11 protein-coding genes, 1 tRNA gene and 1 pseudogene are annotated in these 16621 nt (G+C 58.3%); 5 read left to right on the top strand and 8 right to left on the bottom strand.

Going from position 1 to position 16621, the window contains the following annotated elements; genetic code table 11:
• Positions 1-870: 870 nt before the first annotated feature.
• Positions 871-1040: pseudogene (locus C6W91_RS13255) on the bottom strand (transposase); the annotation flags it as partial.
• Between the two features lie 344 nt (positions 1041-1384).
• On the bottom strand, positions 1385-2674 hold the full coding sequence (locus C6W91_RS13260) for a peptidoglycan-binding protein (protein ID WP_370570920.1): 1290 nt from the start codon (positions 2672-2674) through the stop codon (positions 1385-1387).
• Positions 2675-2963: 289 nt separating this feature from the next.
• On the opposite strand from C6W91_RS13260, the gene C6W91_RS13265 reads away from it, so the two are divergent.
• Entirely contained in the window at positions 2964-4214 is a 1251-nt protein-coding gene (locus tag C6W91_RS13265; protein WP_370570921.1) for an IS256 family transposase, read from the top strand.
• Between the two features lie 1224 nt (positions 4215-5438).
• Here the strand turns inward: C6W91_RS13265 and C6W91_RS13270 are convergent.
• The gene (locus C6W91_RS13270) at positions 5439-6131 is read right to left on the bottom strand and encodes a CbiX/SirB N-terminal domain-containing protein (RefSeq protein ID WP_274835760.1); all 693 of its coding nucleotides are present in this window, start codon (positions 6129-6131) and stop codon (positions 5439-5441) included.
• 315 nt (positions 6132-6446) lie between these two features.
• On the opposite strand from C6W91_RS13270, the gene C6W91_RS13275 reads away from it, so the two are divergent.
• The 4 genes from C6W91_RS13275 (at position 6447) to C6W91_RS13290 (ending at position 11671) form a co-directional block, all read left to right on the top strand.
• Positions 6447-6520 (top strand) — tRNA-Gly (locus C6W91_RS13275).
• Positions 6521-6728: 208 nt separating this feature from the next.
• Entirely contained in the window at positions 6729-8528 is a 1800-nt protein-coding gene (locus C6W91_RS13280) for an ABC transporter transmembrane domain-containing protein (protein ID WP_274838619.1), read from the top strand.
• 186 nt (positions 8529-8714) lie between these two features.
• Positions 8715-10616: an acyl-CoA synthetase gene (locus tag C6W91_RS13285; RefSeq protein WP_274828317.1), complete on the top strand. Its 1902-nt coding sequence runs from the start codon at positions 8715-8717 to the stop codon at positions 10614-10616.
• A 128-nt stretch (positions 10617-10744) separates the two neighbouring features.
• Positions 10745-11671 carry an alpha/beta hydrolase gene (locus C6W91_RS13290; protein WP_274835758.1) on the top strand — a complete coding sequence of 309 codons (927 nt, stop codon included), beginning with the start codon at positions 10745-10747 and terminating at the stop codon, positions 11669-11671.
• A gap of 16 nt (positions 11672-11687) precedes the next feature.
• Here C6W91_RS13290 and C6W91_RS13295 read toward each other — a convergent pair whose 3' ends face one another.
• The 5 genes from C6W91_RS13295 to C6W91_RS13315 all read right to left on the bottom strand — a co-directional run bounded on the left by C6W91_RS13295 (position 11688) and on the right by C6W91_RS13315 (position 16621).
• The gene (locus tag C6W91_RS13295; protein ID WP_274838620.1) at positions 11688-12257 is read right to left on the bottom strand and encodes a DUF4453 domain-containing protein; all 570 of its coding nucleotides are present in this window, start codon (positions 12255-12257) and stop codon (positions 11688-11690) included.
• 16 nt (positions 12258-12273) lie between these two features.
• Entirely contained in the window at positions 12274-13110 is an 837-nt protein-coding gene (locus C6W91_RS13300; RefSeq protein ID WP_065270806.1) for an alkaline phosphatase family protein, read from the bottom strand.
• Positions 13111-13218: 108 nt separating this feature from the next.
• Positions 13219-14856: an ABC transporter ATP-binding protein gene (locus C6W91_RS13305; RefSeq protein ID WP_274835755.1), complete on the bottom strand. Its 1638-nt coding sequence runs from the start codon at positions 14854-14856 to the stop codon at positions 13219-13221.
• Positions 14853-15668 carry an ABC transporter permease gene (locus tag C6W91_RS13310; protein ID WP_065270804.1) on the bottom strand — a complete coding sequence of 272 codons (816 nt, stop codon included), beginning with the start codon at positions 15666-15668 and terminating at the stop codon, positions 14853-14855. The genes C6W91_RS13305 and C6W91_RS13310 overlap by 4 nt, the downstream gene beginning before the upstream one ends.
• Entirely contained in the window at positions 15665-16621 is a 957-nt protein-coding gene (locus C6W91_RS13315; protein ID WP_065270803.1) for an ABC transporter permease, read from the bottom strand. Before C6W91_RS13315 ends, C6W91_RS13310 begins: the two co-directional genes overlap by 4 nt.

Raw genomic sequence — 16621 nt, forward strand, 5'->3', positions numbered from 1 at the left:
CACGAGCCTCGACGGGCTCACTCCGTGGGAGTATCACCAACGGTCAATAGAGGACCAAACACTGAACAGAGCGAACTAACAACCGCGGACTCAAAGGGGAGCAGGTCATGATCTAAATCTTTTGGGAACAGGTTGGAGTCAAAGTAATGTGCTGAATACTTGACTTCTTGTACTGAGAACTCTTGAAACCACTGATCTTTTAGTGGGGATTTGTTGGTGTTTATTAAAAATGCAATCTTTGTCATGATCCTTTCGTGTTTAAATTTAAGTTGCGGTTGAATTTGGCCGTAGATCAAAGCGCATGTGGTTGTTGTGAGTGGGTGAAGGGAGTATGGTGGTCAGTCCACTTCCCTCACCGCAACCTTTTATAATTTAACATTTCCGAAAGGGTTGTTAAATCAGAGCGCATGAACTTTGTTCCCCATGAGTATTTAGAAAATACCTATGCTCCGGATTCAGCGATCCGACAAAAAGCTTATGAAATTTTCCCATGGATGGCGTTCGTTAGGTGAGTGTAATTCACTCCTTTGAACTAAATCCATATTAACAATTCGCGCAGTAGCGTGTCAATGCCAAATATATGATCAGCGCCTTGTTCTCATAAGATGTATTAGATTGTAATGAGTGGAAGGGGCAAGCCCCTTGGCTTCGCCTCAGTTTAATTTTTGCACCCATGTAGAAAAAGCAGCAAAATACACCAGTTACGCGAATGTCCATCTAATATAGAACTTATACCCTTATTACATGGGTGCAAAAATATCTGTATTGATCCGTAAGGCCCATCCGAAGGCTCCATGGTCTGATATTTCCTTTGTTGACTGCAGGAGCAATTGATGTGATTCCCGAAAATGCCCTTCGGCTTTGATTGGGTTATATTGACAAATGGCGCAGCCAGAGGCAGATCGACGTGATGTAAATGAAGCCCGAGAAGCTCTCCGCAATCTTGCCACAACGGGTAGCGACACGGCGGGTGTTTTCGGTTTGCTGAAACGCCGTTCGACCAAGTTACGCAGACGATACAAAGCCCGTTCGGCGACAACCCACCTCTGGAGCTGCCAAACTTTGCAGTAGCAGGCTAATTGAGGAGAGCCGTTTGCTGATACGCGGATAGTCGAGATTATCAAAGAGCAATAGACGGGCTTGCTGATTGCGGGGATATTTACCCTGTGAGGGTTCTGCCCGCAATATCGCAACAGCTGAAGTCTAAGTCTTGCGGGATGCAGTTTCCCTGGCAGACAGGCTAAAAAAGTTGGAGGAAAAGATCGCCTATTCAAAGTGGCTTTTTTCCTGCGCCCCCAACACAGAGGGGCGCACTTTGTGGTCTTGCTAAGGGCGCTAAGTCATGGACAAAAATTAGAAATAGCGCGTTACCAGTAAAATCAACTCACAAATTAAGGCCCATGGCTTTCAATGTTTTGCGATCGGGCGCTCCAGTTGCGGAAAGACCGTTAGCTTCCTGGAATTTTCTCAGAGCTTTCTTGGAGCCATTCCCCCAAACTCCATAAGGGTCACCTGCATTGAAGCCGCCTGCATTTAGCATCGTCTGGATTGCCTTATAGTCATCGCGGGTCAGTTCAAGGGTAGAGAACCCGCATGCAGCAGCGGCCGCATCAATGACCACATCTGTTCCAGCCATGTTAAGAGACATGCTATGAATCTCCCCATCCCGCTCTCTCAGCCGGAAGAAGGTCTTCTTGGACCCGTATAGTTTCCGCAGGAATGCCTCCCCATCGGCATTGAAAAGACCTGCCCCCTTGCTCCCGGAAAGCTCGCTCCAGCGGCCAGTTTGGGCCTCAGAGTCGTCAATGCGATAGGTCACAGAAATCGAGTTTGCACGGCTATCAGTCTGAATGTAGTCATCGGTATCAAAGACGATGGATGCAGTACCTTCCTGGCAGCCAATCTTAAGAGAAGGGTCGTCTCCATAGCCTTCCGTAAATGCGTTAACATTGATCGCAAATACTGCAGGGCTATCGTCAACTTCAGCTTGGTATTTCTTCAGGCCCCACCACCCAACAACTTCAAAGCCTTCATTGTCCAACTGGCGGAAAATGGACTGATCATAGTCGATGTCAGGGTGGGTCGGATCAGCCCAAGCGACCTTGGTGTCATCTCCGTCATCATTCGAAGGATTGGAGTTGCCAATGTCCGACGCTGATGACCTTGCGGACCCACTGACATTGGCCGGTAGTGCGATGCCATACTCAGCCTGCATCCAGGCTGCACGAATTTGGGCTAGTGTCAGCTTTTCCGTTTCGAGCCTGCTGATAGCCATGGCCTGAACCAATCCCCCTGAATACTGGGCAACTTCATCTTGGACTGCGTCAATTACCTTCATTTGCTTCATGTACTCTTCAAGAAGCTGGGCGGACTTTTCAGGATGGGGCTGAACCGCAGGCACGATTACCTCGATTGTCCCCGCGCCCTCATTGGCAAGCTTTTGATTGGTAAGCAGCGCCAAGGTTAAAGCTGTTGCATCCAATCTGGCTTGTTTGAGCACCCCAAACAGGCTGTCTGGATTTGCCATATTGGAGATTTCTTCTTCAAGCGACGCAATCTCCCCCTGGATTGCTGCAATTTCAGAGGTAATATCTGCTAATGCAGGCCCTGACACCAGCATGGTAGTCGAAAGCAACGCCGCAGCTGCAGACTGAAAAACAGTTTTCCTTATCATTTTAACTCCAAAGCTTCAGTACTTTACGTCAGCTTAGTGCGCATCTTCAGAGGGCGCACCCCCGAAGGTTGCGAAAAATCGTCCTGAGTCGCGTTGTCAAAAGGGTTTCATGGTAGAAAACGAGTAAGAAATCGAAGCGAACCCTTGTTTCAGCACTGTAAGGGGCGACGCAAAGACATCGTCCTCTGGAACTGGAGGAACGCGCGAAAGTTGGTGATGCCCTGAGGGGCGGCATATCAAGGCGGTGTCGAGTCGCCGTCAATTCTTTGCTGAGAAAAGGATATGCCACATGCCAAAGACTACCATCACCCAACTGCCCGATCCATCGGGATTTAGCTCCGACCCTTTCACTGACGTTCTGCGCGATGGCGCGCGCAAGCTGATCGAACAAGCGATCCACGCCGAGCTGGCCACACTCATGGCGGCCTTTTCGAAGGAAAGGCTCGAGGACGGGCGGGCGCGTCTGGTCCGCCATGGTCACCTGCCGGAACGCGAGGTGATGACCGGCATTGGTCCAGTGCCAGTGAAGGTGCCGCGTGTCCGTGATCGGGGTGCTGGCGACGATAAGATCACCTTCACTCCCAGCATCCTGCCGCGGTATCTGCGTAAGGCAAAGTCGGTCGAGGAGCTGCTGCCGTGGCTTTACCTCAAGGGCGTGTCCACAGGCGACTTCAGCGAGGCTCTGGAGGCTCTGCTTGGCCCGAATGCCAAGGGCCTGTCTGCCAAGACCGTCACCCGGCTGAAGGCCGACTGGTGGAAAGACTACGAGGCTTGGCAGAAACGTGACCTCGGCAACCGACGCTTTCTCTACATCTGGGCGGACGGGGTTTACTTCAAACCGCGCATGGCCGAGGAAAAACAATGTGTTCTGGTGATCGTCGGGGCGGACGAATACGGCCGCAAGGAACTGCTGGCGATGACCGACGGCTTCCGCGAAAGCACCCAAAGCTGGCGCGAGGTGCTGCTCGATCTCAAGCGCCGCGGCCTGAAGCAGGACCCAAAATTGGCTGTTGGCGACGGCGCCCTGGGGTTCTGGACCGCGCTGCGCGAGGTATTCGCCACGACGCGGGAGCAGCGTTGCTGGGTTCACAAGGCCATGAACGTGCTGAACGCGCTGCCGAAATCCAGCCAGGCCAAGGCGAAGGCGCATCTGCACGACATCTGGCAGGCCGCGACGAAGGCCGAAGCCAACATCGCCTTCGATTTTTTCGTCGAAACATACGGTGTGAAATGGGACAAGGCGGTGGCCAAGCTGGTCAAGGACCGCGACGCGCTGCTGACCTTCTACGACTACCCGGCAGAACACTGGAAGCACATCCGGACGTCAAATCCGATCGAAAGCACCTTCGCCACCGTCCGGCATCGCACGAAACGCACCAAGGGATGCCTCAGCCGCAAGACCGGTCTGGCCATGGCGTTCAAGTTGATGATGTCGGCGCAGAAGAAATGGCGCAAACTCGACGGCCGGAACCGCCTGCCCGAGATCATCCAAGGGGTTGAGTTCCGCGACGGCCTCCGCCAACTTCAAGCGGCCGCCTGATCAGGCGTCACCAACTTCTGCGCATATCTCCTGGAACTGTCCCTTCCGGCGCTTCTCGAGCTGGGTCTGAAAATCAGTGGGGCCTTCTGCATAGACAACAATCTGCGGTGGACACGGCTGATCAGTGAGGCGACCAACTGTGTCACCATCCTATACGTTTGTGGCCGAGGAAATGATTGAGGAGCGTGGCTGAAGACACTACTTTAAAGATGTGAACGCCACTTACTGAGCAGCAGCACCTCTTTTTCCAAAGAACCTCATCACTGCTCTCCACAAGAAATTATGCGTTTTGGACGCGCTACGGAGCATTCTCTCGACCAACTTTGCTTCTCGCTTCGAGAACTTCATTTCTTGGCCTTCTGGTGTCGACAGAACTTTTGTTCGCAGTTTTTGGACGCGACGAGCATAAATCGCTCCAGCACCTAGAACCAGAACCGCGGCAGAGCCTAAGAAAACCGGTACCAGAATTGATACCGAGGGCAGAATACCGGCTCGCATCATTAAGCCAGTAATACCAGTCGCTCCAATCGTAGTACCCAAGAAGCCCGCGCTTCCAATCAGAGAGATTGCTGCTCCGGCAACCGTTCCATAAGCCCAGATGGCCGCACCTCCTATTGCTGCAGTTCCAAGTGTGCCCGCCGCAATCGCAGTCCCAGTCAAGAAAGAAGCCAGCGCTGCGGTGCTTATGTATGTGCCTGCAACGTAACCTCCTGTGAGCGAACTGTATACGATCAGCCCGCCAGCAGAATGGGCGACGAGGCTTCCTCCGCTAGCCAAGGCTGTAACAACTGGGATCAATGGGAGTACCAAATTTATTTCTCCGACAAACAAATTCCATTTTCTTGTCGCTCATAGGCCCAAAACTGAGCGCCGACACGACTAGCATCGTCCCGTCTTTACGCTGTGTCAAACGCCGTGATGTAGTCCCCAACAACGCCGTCGGTTTTGGTCCGGGCTTTTCGTAGCGAATCCTCGACTGAGTTTGGATGAGAAGCCATGGAACTACAGAATACAGACTCGAGAAACACTCTGAGTTGGGCACTATCTTGGACACTAAGTGGGTATTGATAAATTTTGTAAGAGGTTGAAATAAAACAGCAATAATCGGAGGTTGCGGTTCCGGTACTCGCCTCCAAATACCAACAGCGACATATCTCCTGAAAACAAGAAGATGCCGACTAGCTGGCATGCGTTTGTCATGGCTTGCCGATTGATTGGCTGGTCTTACCCGCTGTTGGCGGCGGCAATGGCCTTTGCGATCAGGGCAGGGGTGCCGGGCAGGGCGCCGACAACCGGCAGGACTTGTCCCGCGAACGCGGCGCTGTTGAGAGCCTCGGGAATGTCCCCGCGCACGTGATCACCGGCCTGAGCGAAAAACGGCAGGCACAGGGTCCGGCGGGGCAGGGTGCGTGCGATGGTGTCGATGCCGGGGGCTTGCTCCACAAAGGCGGGGCTGATCTGCGCACTGGGTAGAAGCGCGCGCAGGTGGGTGGCGAATGCCTCTGCGGCTTCGGCTGCCTTTGGGCCGCGGGCGGAGCCATGCGCAGCGAGCAGCACGGAGAGGGGGGCGTCGGCCCATCCGGCCTCTCTTTGCGCGTCTTGCAGGGCAGCTGCGGTCAGCTCCGGCAGGGAGGAATCCAGGCCAAAGGGGCAGGCCATTGTGTAGACGCGTCCCGACAGCCGCTCGGGCAGGACCTTTGCGGTGAACCAGCCCCGGGCCATGAAAAAGGGGTAGATGATGGCGCCGTCTGTCATCACCGCATCGAGCCTGCCGGGATTGGCCAGGGTGGCGGAGCGAATATCCCAACTTGGCAGATGCACCGCCACCTCTGCCGCCAAGGCGGCAAGGGCGCGTTCCGGCGGCTCTGGCGCCGAAGGTTGCCCGTGGGATGTCAGAATGGCGGTCTTCGTGGTCATGGAGGCGGTTTCCAATGCAGCGTTTGTGGCGGCAAAACGATGGCGTAGGGTGACAATTAGGGCCGCTCAGGTGCCTGTCTATCCTGATTGTTACAAAGGCCGAAAGATCAGAGCCGCAGCCGGTTGCACATTGATGGGAGATGACCGCTGGAGCGGGCGTGTGCTGCCCTTAGGTTCGGGCAAGAATTCCACGCAAGCCCCTTTGATATAGAAGTTTTCGCGCCAGGAGGGGCGCGCATCCCTTATCCGGGCTTTTGAAGCCAAGAAGGTGGTTGACCTCACCTGCGGCTTCAAATAAATCACGGATTACTCTGAGCGGGTATGGTGAAATGGTATCATAAGAGCCTTCCAAGCTTAAGGTGCGGGTTCGATTCCCGCTACCCGCTCCAGAAATTCCCCAATGCGCTGATTTGATGTTTAACCGGGACGGTCTTCCGTTGTTTGGTTGCAGCTTCAGGGCCTGTTTGCGGCCTTTGTTTCGGTGTGCGTCCAGATGCCCTTGGGCGGAACGCTTGACCTGCGGGGCCGTGAGGGCCATGAACCACACTGGACCGCAAGGCTCATGGCTTTGCCAGGAAATTGTCATAAGGATCAGCAATGGCGCGCAAGACGGCAGCCCCGAACGCGAAAGAAGAGCGGCAAAGTTCGCGTAAAATCGGAGTGCTGGCGGCGCTGTGGCCCTTTATGCGCCCCTACAAGGCGCTGATGTTCGTTGCCACCTGCGCACTGGTCCTGACCGCTGGCGTGTCGCTGAGCCTGCCGCTGGCGGTGCGCCGGGTAGTGGACAACTTCCGTATCTCCGACAATGCGCTGCTGAACCAGTATTTCATGGCCGCCTTGGCGATGGCGGCCCTTTTGGCCGTGGGCACTGGCCTGCGCTATGCGCTGGTGACGCGGCTGGGTGAACGGGTAGTGGCTGATATCCGCAAGGCGGTGTTCGACCGGGTCATCGGCATGAGCCCCGTGTTCTACGAACGGATCATGACCGGCGAGGTGCTGAGCCGGATCACCACCGACACCACGCTGATCCAGTCGGTTCTCGGCTCGTCCGTCTCCATTGCCCTGCGCAATATGCTGTTGTTTGGCGGCGGGCTGTTCCTGATGTTGCTGACCTCGGCCAAGCTGACTGGTCTGGTGCTGCTGATCGTCCCCGCCGTTATTGTGCCGATTCTGGTGCTGGGACGGCGCTTGCGAGCTATCAGCCGCGAAAACCAAGACTGGATCGCGGCCTCCTCTGGCAATGCCGGAGAGGCGCTGGGTGCGGTGCAGACCGTGCAGGCCTTTACTCATGAGGACGCAAGCCGCCTGCAATTCGCGCAGATGACCGAAACCTCCTATGACGTTTCGCGCAAGCGGATCCGCACGCGGGCGTTTCTGACGGTCATCGTGATCTTCCTGGTGTTTTCCGGCATCGTCGGGGTGCTGTGGATGGGCGCCATCGACGTGCGCGCCGGTGTGATGACCGAAGGAACCCTGATCCAATTCGTCATCTACTCGGTTCTGGTGGCGGGCTCCGTCGCCGCCCTGTCGGAAATCTGGAGCGAATTGCAACGGGCGGCCGGGGCCACCGAGCGGCTGGTCGAGTTGCTGAATGCCGAGGATGCCGTCAACGATCCCGGCGCGCCCAAGGCGCTGGCTAAGCCGGTGCGCGGCGAAATCAGTTTTGAAAACGTGATGTTCCGCTATCCCGCGCGCCCCGATGTGCTGGCGCTGGACGATGTTTCTCTCTCCATCGAACCCGGTGAAACGGTGGCCTTTGTCGGCCCGTCGGGCGCAGGCAAGACGACGATCATTCAGCTGATCCAGCGGTTTTATGACCCGAACGCCGGTGCGGTGCGCCTGGATGGTGTTGCGCTCAGTGATCTGCGCCGGGATGCCTTCCGCAAACATATCGCCATGGTGCCACAGGATCCGATTATTTTTGCCGCGTCCGCGCGGGAAAACATCCGCTTTGGTCGCCCTGATGCCACTGATGCAGAGGTCGAAGCCGCGGCCCGCGCCGCTGCTGCGCATGATTTCATCTCGGCCCTCCCCGAAGGCTATGACAGCTATGTGGGCGAGCGCGGTGTGATGCTGTCTGGTGGTCAGAAACAGCGGATCGCCATCGCCCGGGCCATCCTGCGCGATGCGCCGGTTCTACTGCTGGACGAGGCAACCTCGGCGCTGGATGCCGAAAGCGAGCGTCTGGTGCAGGCTGCCGTGGATGAGCTGAGCCAAGGCCGCACCACGCTGATCGTAGCGCACCGGCTTGCGACGGTGAAAAAGGCCGACCGGATCGTGGTGATGGAGGAGGGCCGCATCGTGGCCACCGGCACGCATGATGCGCTGGTTGCCGAAGGCGGGCTTTACGCGCGTCTGGCGCGCCTCCAGTTCACTGACGGGCTTGCCGCAGAGTAACCTTCCTGCACGGACACATTCCGCCCCACGGGCCGGTTTCCCTTTCGTAAGCTAATGATTTGTCGCAGCGTTAAATGCGCCCCTGCCTTGACGTGACCCTTGCGCTGCGCTTGCACAGCGCGGGTTTTACAACCATCTTGATCGTAGGAGATAATCCCCCGGGACAGGGGGCAGGGGAGGAAAGCAATGGCGTTTGCCACAGTGGAAGATTGCAAGGCAGTTGAGAACGAGATGCCGTGGGAGGCGCGGGACCTGCCGACCACTCTTTACGGGTTGCTGGACCGCACGGCAGGCAAGTTCCCGACCAATAATGCAATCAGCTATCAATTGTTTTCCGGCCCGAACGACAAGGCGGAAACCCTGAACTGGAGCCAGCTCAAGGATCAGGTCACCCAGGCGGCCAATCTGTTCCGCGAGCTGGGCGTCGGAGAGAAGGACGTTGTCGCCTATATCCTGCCGAACTGCACCGAAACGCTGGTGACTATGTTGGCGGGTGCCGTTGCGGGGATCGTGAACCCGATCAACCCGCTCTTGGAGCCGGAGCAGATTGCTTCGATCCTGCGGGAAACCAACGCCAAGGTCGTGGTGACGCTCAAACCCTTTCCGAAGACCGACGTGGCCCAGAAGGTGGCCGAGGCGGTGCGCCATGCGCCGCATGTGAACACCATCCTTGAGGTGGACCTGAACCGCTATCTGACGCCGCCGAAATCCTGGATCGTGCCCCTGGTGCGGCCCAAGCTGGAGAATAAGGCGCAGCTGGCCCACGCCGATTACAAGAGCTTCACCAAGGAAGTGCGCCGTCAGCCCACCACGCTGCAGTTTGCCGACAGCACCGAGGACCGCGTCGCCTGCTATTTCCACACCGGTGGTACAACCGGCATGCCCAAGGTGGCGCAGCACACCTATTCGGGGATGATCTACAACGGCTGGATCGGGCATAGCCTGCTCTTTACCGAAGAGGACAACATCATGTGTCCGCTGCCCCTGTTCCACGTCTTTGCCTGCCATGTGATCGTGATGGCAGCAGTGGCCTCGGGCGCGCATGTGGTTTTCCCGACGCCGCAGGGCTATCGCGGCGATGGGGTGTTCGACAATTTCTGGAAGCTGATCGAACGCTGGAAGATTTCCTTTATCATCACCGTGCCGACCGCGATCTCGGCCAAAATGCAGCGCCCGGTTGATGCGGATGTGTCGACGGTGAAAACGGCCTTTTCCGGCTCGGCGCCGCTGCCGGTCGAACTGTTCCGCCGGTTTGAAAAGGCCACTGGCGTCAATATTGTCGAAGGCTACGGTCTGACCGAGGCCACATGCCTGGTGTCCTGTAACCCGGTGGATGGCGAAAAGAAGATCGGCTCGATCGGGATTCCGTTCCCCTATACCGATGTGAAGATCATCAAATCCACTGCCGACGGACTGGTGGAATGCGGCACCGACGAGGTCGGGGAGATCTGCGTGTCCAACCCCGGTGTCTATGCGGGCAATACCTATACCGAGGCGGAAAAGAACGCTGATCTCTATTTCCACGATAAATACCTGCGCACCGGCGATCTGGGGCGTGTCGACGCCGATGGTTATGTCTGGATCACCGGGCGGGCCAAGGACCTGATCATTCGCGGCGGTCACAATATCGATCCCGCCGAGATCGAAGAGGCGCTTCTCGGGCATGAGGCCGTCGCCTTTGCCGGGGCGATCGGACAACCCGATATTCACGCTGGTGAGGTGCCTTGTGCCTTTGTGGAACTGGTCGATGGTGCCAGCGCCACGGCTGAAGAGCTGATGGATTACTGCAAGGTGCACATCCACGAACGCGCGGCGATCCCGAAACATCTGACGGTGCTGGACGAGCTGCCGAAGACGGCCGTTGGCAAGGTTTTCAAACCGGACCTGCGCAAGAATGCCATCACCCGGATCTACAACGAAGCGCTGCTGAAGGCGGGGCTGCCGACCCGCGTTGAAGCAGTGATCGACGACAAGAAGCGCGGCCTTGTCGCGCAGGTCGAGGCCAACGGCGCCAGCGACGGCGAAATCGGTCAGGTTCTGGGGGGCTTTACCCGCCCGTGGGAGCATCTGCCGCAAGATCAGGGCTGACTCTGGTCTGATATCAAAATTCTGCACAAAGCGCTTGAAAGGGCGCTTTGTGTCGTTTTGGGCATTCCCTTCCTGCCATGGCGTGGCCTAGGGTTTGCCTCAGCAGGCAAAAGGGAGGCTTCCAGATCATGGACTACGAACAACTGATCGACGCGGAAACCTGGGCGTTCATTCGCCGCACCAACGACTGTTATCCGGCGGATACGGCAGAGCGTTCGGTTCCGGAGCAACGCGAGATCTACAACGCCATGGCCCGCAGTTTTCTGGCGCCCCGCCCTGATATGGTCGAGACCGAGGACCGGCAGGTCAATGGGGTGCCGGTGCGGATCTATACTGCCGGGGACCCGACGCGCACGGTGATGTATTGCCATGGTGGCGGCTTTGTCGTTGGCGGGCTGGAAAGCCACGATGACGTCTGCGCCGAGATCTGCGCCCAGACCGGATATCGCGTGGTTGCAGTCGACTATCGTCTGGCGCCCGAGCATATGCACCCGGCGATGTTCGATGACGCCTGGGCGGCCTTTGAATGGATCCTGTCAGAATATGAGGGCGGTATTGTCCTCTCTGGCGACAGCGCTGGCGCCAACCTCTGTGCAGCGGTCGCCCATCATGCCCGGGGGCGGACGGATCGCATTCTGGGGCAGGTGCTGATCTATGGGGCCTTTGGCGGCGATGTGAATGCGGGATCCTACCTCGAGCATGCCAAGGCGCCGATGCTGACCAGGGATGAAATCCTGTTTTATCAGGGGATACGCTGCAAGGATGGCAAGGTAGCCCAAGGCGATCCCACCTATGCGCCGCTGCAGGACGGCGACTTTTCCGGACTCCCCGCTACCATTCTGATCAGCGCCGATTGCGACCCTGTGCGCGATGACAGCCGCGACTACCGGGACCGCATCCTCGCGGCCGGGGGCAAGGCCCATTGGATCAACGAAGAAGGGCTGGTGCACGGTTATCTGCGCGCGCGCCATTCAGTTGGCCGCGCCCGCGACAGTTTCGAACGTATCTCGCTCGCCATTGAGGCGCTGGGCCAGGAAATCTGGCCTTACGATTAGGGTTGGGGGCGGGTGATCAGCCCGCGAAATCCCGGCAGGGGACCTCCCCGGCCTTTTCATAGTTCAGCCAGCCGCCGCTTTTGACGCGCCAGTCACCATGTCCCGCAGATGTGGTGACGTAGGTCCAACCCGCATCGGGCCAGTGGCTATAGGATACGGTGTCATCGGGCAGGATCTGCCCGATCACGGGGCTGGCTTCGCTATGCCCGGCATGCAGCGCGGTCGCGGGGCCCATCCAGCCGAGGCACGCGCCCTGTATTTCGTCCGGGATCGGCAGATCCGACAGCTGCCTGCGGATATGCAAATCATCCAGATCCAGATGGTGCTGTTTGGTATTCACCCGGCAGGACATGTCGCGCTCCATTCCCTGGATCTGCGCGACACGTTGCTGATCCTGCGGCGTCAGGCTGACCGATTTGCCGATGCAGGGCCCCGTGCCGAACACCGCCTGACCCAGAGCGGAACCAAAGCAATACCCGGCCCGGTCCATGATGGCGTTCCGTGTGTACCACAGATCATGGCAGAAATCGCCCGCGGCTGCCGGAGCGGCGAATAGGGCAAGGCAGGCAACTGCGGGTTTCAGCATGGGGGCTCCGTTTGCATCAGCTCAGAAAAGGTTTGGCCTTCATCGTATCGGCGATGGGCGCACCCAACCGGTTCAGGATCGTCGGCGCCAGTTGCAGCTGGTCGATGACAGTGTCCGCATGGGGCCCTTCTGCATCGCCGAAATAATAGAGCGCGGTTTCCTGTTGCAGCGGGCTGCGTCCGCCGTGGTGGCCGCGTTCGTCCTGTCCGTGGTCGGCGGTGACGATCACCTCGTAACCCATCTTGCGCCAGCGCGGGATGAAGGGCGCCAGCATCTCGTCCATGACCGCGCAGGCATGGTCCATCTCCTGGCAGTCATGGAAGAACCGGTGCCCCATGCTGTCGAGGGTGCAGGTGTGCAGCATGCCATAGTTCAGATCGAACCGGTGGGCGAGGTTGGTGAGCGTGCCGAAGAGATCCACATCCGAGGGCGTCATCTGATTGATGAGACCGTAACCGGTCATGCTGTGAAAACGACCGTGGTTGATGGTCTCGCTTTCGGGTTCATCGTATTCGATGTCGCGCACGAAATCGAAAGGGTGCCGGTTGAAGAACTCGGACCAGAAGCTATGCGCCACGGCGCCGGTCGTGCCGCCGCCACTGCGTACCTGGCTGAAGACGTCCTTGTGCGACAGGCGAAAGACGTTGCCGTTGCCGGTGCAGCCATGTTCCGCCGGGGCCACGCCGGTGTGGATCGAGGCATAGCAGCTGGCCGAGATTGACGGCAGTACGGCGCGGTGTTTCCACACGCGGGCATCGCCGCTATCGACCCAGCCTTCTAGATTTCCGAACAGGCGGCGGAAATTGCGCCACGGCACACCGTCCAGAATGATGAGGAGGAGCTTATTGTCCATGATCGGCAATCCTTGTCTTGGCGTTTGCCCGGCGGGTGAGACCGCCCTTATCGGCACAGGCCCACGCAGCTGCGCGGGCCTATGGTGTTTTGTGACCGCGGCGCCGGATCAGTTCCCGGCGCTTTCCATCTTGCGGTTCGCGATGACTTCTTCGAGCCAGCCCAGCCGCATTTCCGGGACCGAGCCGAGTAGCAGATCGGTGTAATCGTCGAACGGCGGCGACAGCACCTCGGTCTTGCTGCCATAGCGCTGCACGCGGCCCTGATACATCACGGCGATATTGTCCGAGATCGCCCGCACCGTCGCCAAATCGTGGGTGATGAACAGATAGGCGACGTTCTCGATCTTCTGCAGGTTCAGCAGCAGCTTCAAAATGCCGTCCGCCACCAGCGGGTCGAGCGCCGATGTCACCTCGTCACAGATGATCATCTTGGGTTTGGCCGCCAGTGCCCGCGCGATGCAGACACGCTGCTTCTGACCGCCCGACAGCTCGGCCGGGTAGCGGTCGATGAAGCTTTCGCCCAGTTCGATCTCATCCAGAAGTTCGATGATCCGCTTGCGCTTTTCGGCGCCCTTCATGTCGAAGTAGAACTCCAGCGGGCGCCCGATGATAGTCCCCACGGTCTGGCGTGGGTTCATCGCCACATCCGCCATCTGGTAGATCATCTGCAATTCGCGCAGATCATCCTTTGTACGGCTTGCCAGATCGGGCGAGAGCACGCGGCCTGCGAATTCGATTTCCCCTTCGCGCGGCGGCAGAAGGCCGGTGATCACGCGGGCGAGGGTGGATTTTCCGGAACCGGATTCACCCACCACCGCCAGCGTCTGACCAGGGTAGAGATCGGCGTTGACGTGATGCAGCACGTCGAACTTGGTGCCCTTGTAGCGGGCGGTAATGTTGCGGATGCTGAGCACTGGATCGCCCGACGGGGCCTTCTCCTCATGCTCGATCGAGCGGACTGAGACAAGCGCCTTGGTGTAGTCTTCCTGCGGTGCATTGATGATCTGATCCACATCACCGTATTCGACCATGTCGCCATGGCGCAGTACCATGATGTCATCGCTGACCTGTGCCACCACCGCCAGATCGTGGGTGATATAGAGTGCGGCTACGCCTGTGTCGCGGATCGCTTCCTTGATCGCCTTCAGCACGTCGATCTGGGTTGTCACATCCAGTGCGGTTGTCGGTTCGTCAAAGACCACCAGATCGGGTTCGGGGCAGAGCGCCAGCGCCGTCATGCAACGCTGCAGCTGACCGCCCGACACCTGGTGCGGGTAGCGATCGCCGATATTGTCCGGATCCGGCAGGCCCAGCTTGGCAAACAGGGTGCGGGCACGGGCCTCGGCGTCTTTCCTGGAGAACTTGCCTTGCTCCACCGCAGCCTCGGTCACCTGTTCCATGATCTTCTTGGCCGGGTTGAACGAAGCAGCTGCGGATTGCGACACATAGGTCACTTCACCGCCGCGCAGGCGGCGCACATCGCGCAGCGAGGATTTCAGGATATCACGCCCGTTGATCCAGACCTCTCCACCGGTGATCTTCACACCGCCGCGGCCATAGGCCATGGCGGCAAGACCGATGGTGGATTTGCCGGCGCCGGATTCCCCGATGAGACCGAGTACCTTGCCCTTTTCCAGATCAAAGCTGACGCCATGCACGATTTCGATGTCATGCGGCCGTTCACCCGGCGGATAGACCGTTGCCCCGATTTTCAGGTCACGGACTTTAATCAGTGGATCGCTCATCCGCGGCCTCCTTTCAGCGAGGTGGTTCGGTTCAGCACCCAGTCGGCAACCAGATTGACCGAGATCGCCAGCGTGGCGATGGCAAAGGCCGGGATCAGTGCGGCAGGAATGCCGTAGACGATACCGTCCTTGTTCTCTTTTACGATACCGCCCCAGTCCGCTTCGGGGGGCTGCACGCCCAGACCCAGGAACGACAGGGTGGAGACGAACAGAACCATGAAGATGAAGCGCAGGCCCATCTCAGCCACCAGCGGTGACAGGGCGTTGGGCAGGATTTCGCGGAAGATGATCCAGACGGTGCCTTCGCCGCGAAGACGGGCGGCTTCGACATAGTCCATGACCTCGATATCCACCGCAACGGCGCGGGCCAGACGGTAGACGCGGGTGGAATCCAGAAGGCCCATTACGATGATCAGCATCGGCACGGTGACCGGCGTCACAGACAGAACCACAAGGGCAAAGATCAGCGTCGGGATCGACATCACCAGATCGACAAAGCGCGACAGTGCCTGATCAACCCAGCCACCGGTGACGGCGGCAAAAAAGCCAAGAACCGAACCAAGGGTGAAGGAAACCACCGTGGCCATGGTTGCGATGAAGATGGTGGTGCGCCCGCCATAGATCATGCGGGTCAGCAGATCGCGGCCGATGTTGTCGGTGCCAAGGAGGAACTCGGACGAGGACGGCTCCCAGACGTCACCGACGACCTCGGCCATGCCATAGGGGGCAATCAGCGGCGCCAGGATGGCCATCAGGAAGTAGAGCGCTGTAAAGAACAGCCCGATGAGGGCGGAAATGGGAATATTTTTCATTTCGGATGCCTCAGACGCGGGTTCGACAGGATGGCAACGATATCTGCAACCATGTTGAGACCGATGTAGACGGCAGCAAAGATCAGACCGCAGGCCTGAACCACCGGAACGTCCCGTTTCGATACGTGATCGACCAGATACTGGCCCATGCCCGGATAGACGAAGACGACTTCGATCACGACGACACCAACCACCAGATAGGCAAGGTTCAGCATCACAACGTTGACGATCGGCGCGATGGCGTTCGGGAAGGCGTGGCGGAAGATCACCTGAAAGCCGTTGAGGCCCTTCAGTTCGGCGGTTTCGATATAGGCCGATTGCATCACATTGAGGATCGCAGCACGGGTCATGCGCATCATATGCGCCAGAACGACGAGGGTCAGAACCGCAACGGGCAGGGCGATGGAGCTCAGCTTTTCACCCAGCGACATGTTGTCGTTGATCATCGCAACCGACGGGAACCAGCGCAGTTTGACCGCGATCAGGTACATCAGCACATAGCCGATCAGGAATTCCGGGATCGAGATCGAGGCCAGCGTGACAGCTGAGATCAGCTTGTCGGGCCAACGGTCCTTGAACCGCACGGCCAGCAGGCCAAGAAAGATTGCCAGAGGTACCGCGATGACGGCAGCCCAGAAAGCGAGGAAAAGCGTATTCGACAGGCGCTTGCCGATGCTTTCTGCGATGTCGCTGCCGCTTGTCAGGGCGGTTCCCAGATCGCCGGTCATGATACCGCCGAGCCAGTCAAAATATCTCTGCAGCGCGGGCTCGTTCAGGCCAAGCTCGGCACGCAGGTTGGCCAGCGCCTCGGGCGTGGCGGACTGTCCCAGGATCGATTGCGCAACGTCACCGGGCAGGATCATTGTCCCGGCAAAAATCAGGGCAGAAACCAGAAACAGCAGGAGAAGACCCAGCGCAATGCGCTGGGCCAAAAGTTTTAACAGGAGGGGCAT

The organism is Phaeobacter sp. SYSU ZJ3003 (assembly GCF_041300735.1).
GTDB lineage: Bacteria > Pseudomonadota > Alphaproteobacteria > Rhodobacterales > Rhodobacteraceae > Phycobacter > Phycobacter gallaeciensis_A.

Coding starts and splice junctions, on each gene's coding strand:
- C6W91_RS13280 (WP_274838619.1), top strand. CDS start 6,729: ATGGCGCGCAAGACGGCAGCCCCGAACGCGAAAGAAGAGCGGCAAAGT.
- C6W91_RS13270 (WP_274835760.1), bottom strand. CDS start 6,131: ATGACCACGAAGACCGCCATTCTGACATCCCACGGGCAACCTTCGGCG.
- C6W91_RS13265 (WP_370570921.1), top strand. CDS start 2,964: ATGCCAAAGACTACCATCACCCAACTGCCCGATCCATCGGGATTTAGC.
- C6W91_RS13310 (WP_065270804.1), bottom strand. CDS start 15,668: ATGAAAAATATTCCCATTTCCGCCCTCATCGGGCTGTTCTTTACAGCG.
- C6W91_RS13305 (WP_274835755.1), bottom strand. CDS start 14,856: ATGAGCGATCCACTGATTAAAGTCCGTGACCTGAAAATCGGGGCAACG.
- C6W91_RS13285 (WP_274828317.1), top strand. CDS start 8,715: ATGGCGTTTGCCACAGTGGAAGATTGCAAGGCAGTTGAGAACGAGATG.
- C6W91_RS13315 (WP_065270803.1), bottom strand. CDS start 16,621: ATGCCCCTCCTGTTAAAACTTTTGGCCCAGCGCATTGCGCTGGGTCTT.
- C6W91_RS13300 (WP_065270806.1), bottom strand. CDS start 13,110: ATGGACAATAAGCTCCTCCTCATCATTCTGGACGGTGTGCCGTGGCGC.
- C6W91_RS13260 (WP_370570920.1), bottom strand. CDS start 2,674: ATGATAAGGAAAACTGTTTTTCAGTCTGCAGCTGCGGCGTTGCTTTCG.
- C6W91_RS13295 (WP_274838620.1), bottom strand. CDS start 12,257: ATGCTGAAACCCGCAGTTGCCTGCCTTGCCCTATTCGCCGCTCCGGCA.
- C6W91_RS13290 (WP_274835758.1), top strand. CDS start 10,745: ATGGACTACGAACAACTGATCGACGCGGAAACCTGGGCGTTCATTCGC.